10 protein-coding genes are annotated in these 12,895 nt (G+C 38.0%); 6 read left to right on the forward strand and 4 right to left on the reverse strand.

From position 1 onward, the window contains the following. Positions 1 to 954 carry a DUF2971 domain-containing protein gene (locus AC1M9E_RS00525; protein WP_488224923.1) on the reverse strand — a complete coding sequence of 318 codons (954 nt, stop codon included), beginning with the start codon at positions 952 to 954 and terminating at the stop codon, positions 1 to 3. Between the two features lie 266 nt (positions 955 to 1,220). Between AC1M9E_RS00525 and AC1M9E_RS00530 the strand changes: the two genes are divergently transcribed. From AC1M9E_RS00530 to AC1M9E_RS00545, 4 genes are all read left to right on the forward strand, one after another. Beyond that, positions 1,221 to 2,171, forward strand: coding sequence for a pirin family protein (locus tag AC1M9E_RS00530; RefSeq protein ID WP_488224924.1), 951 nt, complete (start codon positions 1,221 to 1,223; stop codon positions 2,169 to 2,171). Between the two features lie 22 nt (positions 2,172 to 2,193). Further along, the gene (locus tag AC1M9E_RS00535) at positions 2,194 to 2,592 is read left to right on the forward strand and encodes an OsmC family protein (RefSeq protein WP_481587720.1); all 399 of its coding nucleotides are present in this window, start codon (positions 2,194 to 2,196) and stop codon (positions 2,590 to 2,592) included. A 136-nt stretch (positions 2,593 to 2,728) separates the two neighbouring features. After that, positions 2,729 to 3,367 (forward strand): glutathione S-transferase family protein, encoded by a 639-nt coding sequence (locus tag AC1M9E_RS00540; RefSeq protein ID WP_481954771.1) that lies wholly within the window; start codon positions 2,729 to 2,731, stop codon positions 3,365 to 3,367. Between the two features lie 5 nt (positions 3,368 to 3,372). Beyond that, positions 3,373 to 3,984, forward strand: coding sequence for an alpha/beta fold hydrolase (locus tag AC1M9E_RS00545; protein ID WP_488224925.1), 612 nt, complete (start codon positions 3,373 to 3,375; stop codon positions 3,982 to 3,984). A gap of 47 nt (positions 3,985 to 4,031) precedes the next feature. Here the strand turns inward: AC1M9E_RS00545 and AC1M9E_RS00550 are convergent, their stop codons facing one another. From AC1M9E_RS00550 to AC1M9E_RS00560, 3 genes are all read right to left on the reverse strand, one after another. After that, positions 4,032 to 4,640: an SPOR domain-containing protein gene (locus AC1M9E_RS00550; protein ID WP_035268975.1), complete on the reverse strand. Its 609-nt coding sequence runs from the start codon at positions 4,638 to 4,640 to the stop codon at positions 4,032 to 4,034. Between the two features lie 132 nt (positions 4,641 to 4,772). Next, positions 4,773 to 6,563 (reverse strand): arginine--tRNA ligase, encoded by a 1,791-nt coding sequence (argS, locus tag AC1M9E_RS00555; protein WP_481608099.1) that lies wholly within the window; start codon positions 6,561 to 6,563, stop codon positions 4,773 to 4,775. 269 nt (positions 6,564 to 6,832) lie between these two features. Beyond that, a complete protein-coding gene (locus tag AC1M9E_RS00560) occupies positions 6,833 to 7,435 on the reverse strand; it encodes a hypothetical protein (protein WP_180028962.1) in 603 nt (200 codons plus the stop codon). 297 nt (positions 7,436 to 7,732) lie between these two features. Between AC1M9E_RS00560 and AC1M9E_RS00565 the strand changes: the two genes are divergently transcribed. After that, on the forward strand, positions 7,733 to 9,433 hold the full coding sequence (locus AC1M9E_RS00565; protein WP_035268988.1) for an NAD-dependent malic enzyme: 1,701 nt from the start codon (positions 7,733 to 7,735) through the stop codon (positions 9,431 to 9,433). A gap of 156 nt (positions 9,434 to 9,589) precedes the next feature. After that, a complete protein-coding gene (locus tag AC1M9E_RS00570) occupies positions 9,590 to 12,895 on the forward strand; it encodes a type VI secretion system Vgr family protein (RefSeq protein ID WP_488224926.1) in 3,306 nt (1,101 codons plus the stop codon).

Raw genomic sequence — 12,895 nt, forward strand, 5'->3', positions numbered from 1 at the left:
TTATAAATCGCATAATTCTAACTGGTCAAAATTTTCTAATTCACCATATTTAACTTGATTAAATTTTAAGTGTGATAATTCAGGATTTTTTTTGACAACTTGGATTATAGTATCGATTTCTTTTTCAGTAATATCCCATCCGAAGGTTAATGATTTAAAACATGGAAAGGGAATTTTTTTAAGATAAATATTATTGGGCTTAATTACATCATGATCTAATAACTTAAAAATTATCCTATATTCATTTTCAATTGCCCATCGCTCATTTTTTGTCAAAAGTAAGCGTTCAAAAAAATCTTGCTGATCAATATTGAGAAAATAATAATTTGATATTTCATCAAAATTTTTAAGTTTATCTGGAATGGTAATACCATTGATTCGTATGACTCCTTCATAATATGAAATAGAAGCTCTTCTAGAATTTTTATATACAATTTTTTGAGGATTGTACTTCTTAAAAAAGGGATGATTGGAATCAAATGAAACAGCCAAACCTTTACCATGTTGACCGTAGCGTATCCACATTTCTTGGTTTATTAGTGAGTTAGTCAGAGAAAAAATGCCTATATAGCTATTTAGTTTTCCCAATAAATTTGTATTTATTTGCTTAATAAAATTTATAGCTTGGGAGCGATCATATTCCTCCATCGTATTAAAACTATCAAACTCGTCAAAACTCCTCAAGCTTGGAGATTCATCAATGCTGTATCTTTGACCTGAAGGTAATAAGTAGTGTTTTATTAGAAATTCATCTGTTACATTTGGTCCATCATAAAATATTGAACCCTGATATTTTTTATAAGCAACCTTGAGATCAGCGTCAGAAAAGATGTTGAAAAATGGTGTAAAAACACCTTCACCTGACGGATCATTTAAGTATTGAGGTTGCGTAATTCTGAAAAGTCCATTTTCTAAAAACTCTATTCTATCCGTTGGTAGATATTTAACAAACATGAAGTTACGCCTGTAAAGTTACTTCTAAATTTTATAAATTATTTGAAAATATTAAAGTTTTTATATGTATAACATATCGATAGCTCATTTTTATTCCAAATTAATAGAACCTGCTAATAATAAAGCATTCTATTTTTAATACATACAAAACTCTAATTGTCCTACCTATAGTATTCAGCGTATTAAGTCTAAGGTGGTTCAATTTGCATGACCTTGTTAATATCTATAACAAAGATAGCCATTTGCCAAACTTTTAGGATAACAACATGACCAATAATACTTATACCGAATTGTCTCATTCAGAAGACTGTGAAAAGCACGCCAACCAATTTATTCAGGAATTTCCACTGCGCCGTGCAGAAATTGGTCAAGGGACAGTGATCAAACGCGCTTTACCAAGTCGCCATAAGCGTATGATTGGCGCATGGTGCTTCTTAGATCATGCAGGTCCTGTGACATTTGAAGCTGGACAAGGTCTAGATGTTGGGCCACATCCACATATTGGTCTTCAAACCTTTACTTGGATGATTGAAGGGACCATGTTGCATAGCGACAGCTTAGGGACAACAGATCAGCTGATTCAGCCCAAGCAAGTCAACCTCATGACCGCAGGTCGAGGTATTTCACATACTGAAGTCGCGCCAGAGAATGAAACAAAAATGCATGCGGCCCAACTTTGGATTGCATTGCCTGATGACAAACTTACCATCGATCCAGCTTTTAACCACTATCCAGAATTACCCGTCGTCAATCAGTCAGGTATCGAATTTACGGTATTGGTCGGTGAGTATCTAAATACCGTATCACCAGTCAAAGTACATACAGAGCTTTTAGGTGTTGATTTATTTGCGCAAGCAGCCACAAAAGCACGTTTACCTTTAAATCCAAAGTTTGAATATGGATTTATGGCGCTTGAAGGTACAGCAACCATCAATGGTCATCATTTAGATGAAGACAATATGGTAATTTTAGAACCAGGGCTAGAATATGTAGAAGTAGAGATCCATGACAAGAGTCGTGTACTGCTTTTGGGTGGTGAGCCATTTGAGTCGCCAATTTTATTATGGTGGAATTTCGTTGGACGTACGCAAGAAGAAATCAAAATTGCACGTGATCAATGGATAGCAGAAGATCCACGTTTTGGGTCAATTCCATCATACCAAGGCGAGCGTTTGAAAGCTCCGATATTGCCTGATAGCATGCGTCCATCTAAATAATAAGACAAAGAAGGAAAATAAAATGGCAACGATCGCAAATGCAAAGGTCACCACACTACCTGAAAAATGGGGTGGTGAGATTCAATCTGGTCAGCACACATTTCTCACCGATAAACCTGAATCATTCCAAGGTTTAGATCGTGGGCCTGCACCGTATGATTTTATTTGTTCAGGATTAATTTCCTGCACAATGATCACATTACGGATGTATGCAGAGCATAAAGGACTGGATTTAGGCGAATTTACTGTCGAGGCAGATTTTAAAGCCAATAAAGAAGGGCAGGAATGGATTGAGCGTCGTTTAAGTTTTAAAACTAACTTGGATGAAGCATTACAAGAAAAAGTTTTAAATGTGTGCCAAAAAACACCCGTCACTAAAACATTGCTCAGAAGCGTCGAAATTAAAACAACAATTGTTTAAATATAGACAATTTAATAGGCATCAACATTCTGTATTTTTGTAATTTACAGCTAAAAAGAAGACATTTTGTGTAAAGCAGGATGTCTTTTTTTTATTCAAAATGGCTATATAGAGAGAAATAAAATTAGGTGGTCTTATGCTGACATTACATCATTTAGAAAAATCACGTTCTTCAAGAATCATTTGGGCGCTAGAAGAGTTGGGTGCTGAATACCAAATTCAACATTATAAAAGATTGCCAACTTATGCCGCTCCACCAGAATTGAAGAAGGTTCATCCTTTGGGGAAATCACCAGTGATTACTGATGATAATTTAGTGATCGCAGAATCTGCGGTGATTTTAGACTATTTGGCAGATCGCTATGATACTCAGCATCAATTTAAACCCCAGTCACAGCCGGACTTAACACAATATCAGTATTGGATGCATTACGCTGAAGGCTCATTAATGCCACTTTTAGTGATGACCTTAGTTCTCTCGTTTGTACCTCCTAAAGTACCTTTTGTGATTCGACCAATTGCCAATAAAATTATTGATGGGGTGACTGATGGATTTATACAACCGCGTCTCGCTGAACATATTGAATTTTTAGAACAGCATTTGGCGCAACATGAATTTTTTATATCTCAGTTTTCATTTGCAGATATCCAAATGAGTTTTCCCTTGATCGCGATGGATGAGCGCTTAAATGGAAAATATCCGAACATTCATGCCTATGTAAAACGCATAAAACAAAGACCTGCTTATCAGCAAGCGGTCATCAAGGGGGGGTGATTAAGATGGCGGATCAGGCAGTGAAATTAATCTTCCTGCCCGGAGCATCTGGCAGTACTGCATTTTGGAAACCTGTTCAATCACATTTTGAATCTGAGTACGACACGCACATCATGGGTTATCCCAGTTTTGGTGAATATCCTGATCATCCACATGTAAATTCAATGTCAGATTTACAAGATTATGTATTTGATCATCTTCAACATCCAAGTATTCTGATCGCTCAATCTATGGGTGGGGTCATTGCTGTTCAAGCGGCGTTGAGGTATCCAAAATTGATTCAAGGTTTGGTGTTGGTCGCTACGTCAGGTGGCGTTGATTTAACACCATTTCATGTTAAAGATTGGCGTGCAGAATATCAAAATGAATATGAAGTGCCGCACTGGTTTATTGATGATGAAACCAAATTAGATGAACGGCTTGCTGAAATTGAATGTCCTGTACTATTAATCTGGGGCGGAGATGATGACATTAGTCCTGTCGCAGTAGGTGAGTATTTAAATCACGCTTTTAAGTATTCAGAGCTGAATGTGATCCCGAACGGACAACATGATTTAGCTAAAGTTTATGCGTCAGAGTGTATTTCTTTTATCCAACGCTACTTAGCAAAATTTTAGGTTTGCTCTAGACTAAAAAAGGATGCTAATCGCATCCTTTTTTATGATTATCGTTTTACAACGATTGAATCAATACCGCTGTGTTGTAGGGTTTGCTGAGCGATAACAGCTGCTTCTTGAGAGTCATAAGGTCCAGAGACAACCCGATACCAGGTTTGACCGCCTTCCGTGGTTTTAATGACATCTGCAGATAAGCCGTTGAGAATAATTTCAGCACGACGTGCATCAGCACTATCTGGATCTGGATAACTTCTGACTTGTAAAAGGTAGCTACTCGCCACGGGTTGAGGTTCTGCATTTTCAATCAGCTCACCCTCTGTCGTTGTAGCATCAGCAACCACAGGTGCTTCCACGATGACAGGTGCGGTGTTCACTTGCTGATTTTCAGGTACAGCTTGATCGGGGATTGGAGTCACTTGTTGTTGAGGCAATAAATCGTAGAAGCGATAATCTTTATTCGTATCTTCTTGATAATGTTCAGATTGAATATCATTGCTTTTTGGTTGGACTGGCGCCCACGGTTTCCATAGCATTAAGGCTACGGCAAAACTCAGTACAATTAAAATCAGAACAAGCATACCTAACCATTTTGGTATTAATGGTTGTTTAGGTTTGTTAGGTCTTTCTGATACACCACGCTGCGTTTTTCCAAACACTTGGAAACCTCTCTTATTTTAAGATCATGCAATGGAAAATTGGATTACCATCACATGGAGTTTTTATCTCATTTTTTTCAATAATAAAAGTCTAAAGAGGTGAATCTTTTAAAAAGATTCACCTTCGATGACTTACATGCTTTCAGGTGCAGAAACGCCTAAAAGCTCTAAACCATTTTTCAAGACTTGACGAACATTTACCGATAACAACAAACGTGCTTGGGTCAGATCAGCATCATCACCGAGTACTTTATTTTCGTTGTACCAACCATGGAACAATGCTGCAAGTTCTTTTAAGTAGTTACCTACTTGATGCGGTTCATGGCTGTTTGCAGCACGTGCAAGAATTTCAGGGTATGCTGCAAGTTTTGCTAAGATTTCAGTTTCAGCTTCTAATTCAAGCTTTGCGGCAAAACCACGCGCAGTGGTCGCATCGAAGTTGATGTTCAAGCTGCTTGCTTTTTCTAGCATACGACAAATACGTGCATGGGCATATTGAATGTAATACACCGCATTGTCTTTACTTTGAGAAACCGCGAGATCTAGATCAAAGTCGATGTGCTGTTCAGACTTACGCATGACATAGTAGAAGCGAGCAGCGTCGTTGCCGACTTCTTTACGTAGATCACGCAATGTGACGAATTGACCTGAACGAGATGACATTTGAACCATCTCACCACCGCGCCATAGGCTGACGAATTGTACTAATAACACAGTCAGTTTTTTTGAGTCATATCCCATCGCATCAATCGCTGCTTTTACACGTGCGATATAACCGTGGTGGTCTGAACCCCAAATATCAATAATGTCAGTATAACCACGCTGAAGTTTATTCAGATGGTAAGCAATGTCAGAAGCGAAATAAGTGGTTTGACCATTACGACGTTTTACAACACGGTCTTTTTCATCACCAAATTCTGTTGATTTGAACCAAATGTTGCCATCTTTCTCATAGAGGAAGCCGCGTTGATCAAGTGTTTGTAATGCTTCTTCAATTTTTTCAGTCAATGATGCTTCACTAAACCATTGGTTGAAAGTCACACCAAATTCACCAAGATCATCTTTAATATCATCAAGAATTGCTTTTAACGCAGCTTGATGAAAAACGCGATAACCTTCACCTATTAACGTCTGCGAGTTAAAAATTAGACCATCAATGTGTTTTTCTTTATCGCCAGTAATTACAACCTTGTTACCTTCGGTATCAAGTTCTTCAGCATACTGCACATCTTCTGGTACATCTTTATAAACATCAGCTACAGGGCGAACATATACATCGCCGTCTTGATCAATAATGCTTTGTGCGATTTCTTTGACATAGTCGCCTTGGTAAGCATTTTTAGGGAATACTAATGTTTGACCAGTTAACTCAAGGTAACGTAGATAAGTAGACGTCGCTAAAATATCCATTTGACGACCAGCGTCATTCACATAGTATTCACGATCCACTGTAGCACCAGTTGCTTCAAGTAAATTCGCAACCGTCATGCCATATGCTGCGCCACGACCGTGACCCACATGTAAGCTTGATGTCGGGTTCGCAGAGACAAACTCAACTTGGATTTTTTTCGTAGCATTTACTTGTGTACGACCAAAATCATTAGCTTGTGCCTGAATAGCATCAAGAACAGCAAAACGTTGGTCTGCATTCAAGAAAAAGTTGATAAAACCAGGACCAGCGATTTCCGCTTTACTGATATCCGCAACTTCTGGCAGTGCAGCAAGAATTTTTTCTGCTAAATCACGAGGCTTCATACCTGCAGCTTTAGACGCGATCATTGCGATATTCGAAGCGAAGTCACCATGGCTTCGGTCTTTGGTTCGCGTTAAGTTTCCGCTGTTGTTAAAGTCAGATGGGAGGACCCCTTCAGCTTGAAGAGATTGCACTGCATGATCGAGAGCTGCTTGTATTGCCGTATTCATAATTTATCGAAAAATTAATGTCGCAGAAAAACGACAAATATAGCAAATTTAGCGCTCATTAGCGAAGCACATTTGCGTTGAATAAAACTTATCCGACATAAAAAATAATAAAATCAGTTTTTTTAATCACTATGCGCTATTTGCAGAATTAACGATGATGAAATTAATCTTTTACATCTAATGCATATCGATGATTGAATTGAGCCTGATTGTCTTTATCTCATTTAATGTGAATTTAAATAGAAATCAGGCAATTTTATGACTCGAAATTAAGCCATACACGTGACAGGCTTATTTAGTAATTCTGCTTTACCATTTTGGAAAGTGTATAACTTAGATGCATGGAAGATTTTAATGGTTTTGGCCTTTTGAGCAGCAGTTTGAAATGTCGCTAATTTTTTTTGATTCGCCAAACTAAAAGGATTTCCGTAATTCTTATTGTCGAGTAGTACTTGGATCGTTCCAACTTCAGGCTGAAGACTATTTAAAATTTCTGATCCTTCCGCATTTTGTATGCTGAGACTTGGTTTTTGGACACTATTCTTACAATTTAAGCGCAGGAACAGCATGTGACCATCAACTGCTTTGTTTTGTAAGTCATAAATTCCTTGAAGGTCATTTTCGATATATACCCACTGACCAATCGGCATATTTTGTTTAAGTTTCTCAATTTGCTCGAGTGTTGTTTTACTAATATCGACAATGCCTTTTTTATCAATTTCAGGGGTCTTATCGGCGCGTGCTAAACCCACCATTGAAAGTGCTTTATCACCGACCTTTGAGGTCGTGTCAGTGATGGTTTGGCAACCCGTTACATTTAGCAGTGAAATAATAGTTAATGGCAAAATGGCAATTTTAGCTGTAATTTTCATGTGGATCTAATAATGAAGTAAAAATACGATTGAATCCGATATTAGCTGAATCGTTCAGATTAGTTTGCAAAAAAAAGTTAATAAACATGAATAATACATTTGAAATGTGACAGTTTTATCTAATTTTCTATCAATAGAATGATGGATTGAAGTTATAAAATTTAAAAATACTGCCAATATTATTATCAATTTTATAAATATACATTTGTCTTCATTTCGGCTTAAGCTATTTCTTAAATAAATGGTAAAAATGAAATGAAAAAGGTCTGAATTTAGGCCTGATCCATGAGATTAGAGATGACAACTGAACACACTGAAGTAAAACACCCTCTTTATACCCCTTATGCTGGCTTTACTTTGCTTGAACTACCTCTTCTTAATAAAGGCTCTGCGTTCACTGAGGAGGAGCGAGCGAGTTTTAATCTAAACGGTTTGCTGCCTCATGTGATTGAAACGATTGAAGAGCAACACCAACGTTCATATCAACAATTTACGTCATTTCATGACGACATTAATAAGCATATTTATCTGAGAAATATACAAGACACCAATGAGACTTTGTTTTATCACCTCATAGAAAATCATTTATCAGAGATGATGCCGATTATTTATACCCCAACGGTAGGTGAGGCTTGCCAACGATTTTCTGATATTTACCGCCGTCATCGTGGTGTATTTATTTCATATCCTGATCGTGCCAACATTGACGATATTTTACAAAATGTGAATAAGAACAACGTCAAAGTCATTGTAATCACAGATGGTGAACGCATTCTTGGTTTAGGTGACCAAGGGATTGGTGGGATGGGAATTCCAATCGGAAAATTATCTCTCTATACCGCATGTGGTGGTATTAGCCCAGCGTATACATTACCCATTACATTGGATGTAGGAACCAATAATGCACAGTTGCTAAATGATCCAATTTATTTAGGTTGGAATCAGCCTCGTATTAGTGGCGATGAATACTATGACTTTGTGGATGACGTACTTCGTGCGATTAAACGCCGTTGGCCAAAAGCTTTGATTCAATTTGAAGATTTTGCTCAAAAAAATGCAATGCCATTGCTGGAAAAATATCGTAATCAATATTGTTGTTTTAATGATGATATTCAAGGCACTGCTGCTGTTGCAGTCGGCAGCTTAATCGCAGCAAGTCGTGCTGCAGGAAAGCAATTACGTGACCAGAAAGTGGCATTCTTGGGTGCTGGTTCAGCGGGCTGTGGTATCGCTGAGCAAATCATTGCGCAAATGGTGGCTGAAGGTTTGAGTGATGCTGAGGCAAGATCAAGAATCTATATGGTCGATCGTTTTGGATTATTGACCGATAATCAACCAAACCTTTTAGATTTTCAGCGTAAACTGGTTCAAAGTTCAGAAAATGTATCCGCGTGGGCTGATGCGGAAGGCATCATTTCATTGCTAGATGTTGTAAAAAATGCACACCCGACTGTGTTGATTGGTGTTTCTGGACAACCGGGTCTGTTCACTGAAGAAATTATTCGAACTATGGCATCCAATTGCGAGCATCCTATTGTATTGCCATTGTCGAATCCAACGTCGCGTGTAGAAGCCGTACCAGCAGATATTATTCAGTGGACGGACGGTCGCGCTTTGATTGCAACTGGTAGTCCATTTATGCCAGTTAATTATCAAGATAAGCTACACAATATTTCTCAGTGTAATAACTCTTATATTTTCCCAGGGATTGGCTTAGGGGTGATTGCTGTGCAGGCAACGCGTGTTACAGACAATATGCTGATGGCATCAAGCATGGCGTTAGCAGATTGCTCTCCAAAATTGCAAAACCCTGACGACGACTTACTTCCTGATCTTAATGATTTGCAGAAAGTCTCCCGAATCATCGCGTTTAAGGTTGCAAAAGCGGCAATTGAGGATGGTGTTGCTTTGCCATTGAGTGATGAGCTGATCGAAAAAAGTATTGAAGATAATTTCTGGAAGCCTGAATATCGCCGTTATAAGCGAATTCCATTTTAAAAAAACTTGAATTTTCAATATAAATTCATTGGAAATAAATAGGAATCAATGCGTTGGTTCCTATTTTTTGTTTAGAATAATTACAATATTTAAAAGCAAGATTGAGCGGAATACGCTACAATTTTCAAAAATCATAATAATAGCTTTAATCATTCTATGCTCAATAATATCAATTCAATTATAGAAGGCTTGGGTCTTAGCCCGCAAAAGCGCGCCTTACATATTAAATTTTCTAATCCAATATTAGATAGCCAAGTTTTCATTCAACGAATTCAGGGTCAACACTTTATTAATCAAGGCTTAAAAGCTGAAGTATTATGCTTATCGACGAATGCGCATTTACAACTTAAGCAATTCATTGGTTGTTTAGTGGCTGTCGATCAAGTTACGGATCTTGGAAAATTAGCTCGGACTACTGGGATTGTGACAGGGGTGAGCCAAGGTCAAAGTGATGGAGCATTGACCTTATATAAGTTGACTGTTGAAGATGCAACTTCACTTTGGCACAAACGCCGTAACAGTCGCGTATTTATGAACAAATCCGTGGTTGATATCACTGAGATTATTTTTAAAGAGTGGCAGACGAAAAGCGTGTTATTTAGTGCCGCTTTGAGTCTGTCAACGGCGGGTTTAAAAGCATCATATGATATACGTCCATTTGTGATGCAAGCCAACGAATCAGACTATGATTTTCTAACACGCTTATGGCGGAGTGAAGGCATTAATTGGTTGATTGATGAGACAGATCAAACTGTGCCATTCTCAGTGAAAGAAATTCAATCACAAAAATTAAGGCTAATAGATGAAAATAGTCAGTACGAGCCTTTAGATCGACGCACGCTCAGATTCCATCGCAGTCATGCAACAGAACGTTTTGATACGATTACCAGCTTTATTGCTCAACGCTCAATACAATCTACAGCAATTCAGGTACAACGTTGGCAGGGCGATATACTTGCGCAAGATCAAGATGATTATCAACTCAGTGCTCATCAACATAGTGACCAGTTGGACAATGAAACCTTAAGTCTAGAACAAGCATGGACTGTGAGTCCTGCTTGGATTGCTGATTTAAAAGGTGAAGATCAAGCCACTCCATCAAACAATTCACAACTGCAAAAACTGAATACACAACTCAATCAATACCAAGATTTGCAGGCTAAATACTTTACTGCGGTGAGTAGCGTTCGAGATGCCCATGTTGGGTATTGGTTTGAATTTATGGGTCATCCAGAAATAGATCAACATCAAGGGGCAGATCGCCAATTTATTATTTTAGGAAAACATTTTTTTAATCAAAATAATTTACCTAAAGATTTAAATAATCAAATTGAAACATTAATTGATTTAAGTCGTTGGAAAAAGACAAAAACAGATGAGCGTTTATCTACAGAACTGAGTTTAGTGCGCCGAGCTATACCTATTGTTCCAGAATATGATCCATTGAAACATCGTCCAGTTGCTTATCCTCAACGGGCAAAAGTGGTTGGACCTGAAGGTGAAACGATCTATGTGGATCAATGGGGACGTATTAAGGTTCGCTTCGTATTTACACTTAATGATGACCATCAACATGATGGTGGGGCAGGGGCGAATGATAATGATACAGACTCTGCATGGGTTGATGTTTTAACCTCTTGGGCTGGGGAGGGTTATGGATCAAGATTCCATCCACGTATAGGTGAAATTGTAGTCATTGACTTCTTTGATGGAAATGTTGATCGACCTTTCGTTGTTGGGCGTTTACATGAGGCTGAACGTCATCAAACCATGTTTGATGTTAAGGGGCAGTTACCTGATACAAAAAAACTCAGTGGAATTCGCACGGCAGAAGTTGGTGGTTCTGGATTTAACCAACTCCGATTTGATGATACGACAGGACAAATTAGTACTCAGTTGCAAAGTAGTCATGCGGCAACTCAATTGAATTTGGGTAATTTGAGTCATCCTAAGGATAAGGAAAAAAGTGATGGACGTGGAGAAGGATTTGAGCTGAGAACTGATGCCTATGGTGCTGTTCGTGCAGGGAAAGGAATGCTCATTACGACTTATGCACAAGAAAAAGCAATTGCTGATCATCTTGAAGCTACACAGGCTCAATCTCTGTTGAGTCAGAGTGAGCAGAGTATGAAAATGCTCAGTGAGATTGCAGTAAAACAACAATCGGATGCATTAAATGTAATTAGTAGATTACCTAAATTTATTCAATCATTAGAAATCAAAAGTAGTGCTCAAGCTTTGCAGTCTACAGTGAGTTTATTTAAAGAGGGAATAGCGAAGGATCCAGTAAATGCATTGAAAGATTGTGGTGGCTTTATTAAGGATATTGGTACTTTAGGTGGTAATGCTGCTGGTATTGTAGATGAGTTTAATAGTTACTTTGAGCATGCTCAAGAAGCGGTTGATAATCTCAAGGAATTTATTGATAACGTACAAGAATATGGTTCTGAGGCGATAAAGAGGAAATTTGAAAGTATTAAAAATGGGATTAAAGATAACCCATTTCAAGCACTTCAAGATGTGAGTAAAGCAATTTCGAGCGTTGACTTGAATGTGGAAGATCAACTGGTGTTATGCACTAGTTTTGGTGGTGCAAACAAAAAAGATGATATTAATCCAGTAAAAGCCTTAAGCACACTGACAGGTTTTATGGAGGGATATACTCAAGGATTAGAAAATAGTTCTAATCAAAAAAAACAAGAGCAAGGACGTTTATTTAGACAGGCACTCATGCTTTTGGCTTCACCGAATGGGATTGCATTAACAACGCCTGAGGACATTATTCTTCAAGCATCACAAGATATTGCGGAGAGTGCACAGGGTTCAATTAATTTAAGTGCGCAAAAAAACATTGTGGGGCATGCTCAAGACAAGATCAGTTTGTTTGCTGCACAGAAAGGATTTCGAGCGTTCGCAGCTAAGGGTAAAGTTGAATTACAAGCGCAAGATGATGCGATTGAAGCAATTGCACGTAAGGTGATTAAGCTTATTTCAACCGAAGATAAAATTGAAATTACCAGCCCTAAAGAAATTGTACTGACCGCAGGTGGCTCGCAACTCAAGATTAATGCTAGTGGAGTATTTAGCACGACGGGTGGAAAATTTGAGAGTAAGGCAGGGCAACATTTGTTTACGGGTGGAGCCAATATTTCTTATGAGTTTCCGCAATTACCAAATACACCTTTATTCAGCAATAAGTTAGACATTTATGATTTATTTTGGGAAAGTGATTTTAGTAAACTGAGTTATAAAGCATTTATACCAGACACCAATTCTTTTGTTTCAGGTCAAATTGATGAGCACGGTCGAACTGGCAAGATAAACACAGCAGATCCCTCAAAAATACAAGTTCTTATTGGCCCTGATGAAGAATGGGGAATAACAATAGATGGCTTTGATGAAGAAGATTTTTTAGGTAGTTCAAATAGAGCAACCCTAAATTTTAAAGATAATAATAAATAA

The organism is Acinetobacter sp. 24-47-47, assembly GCF_057737035.1.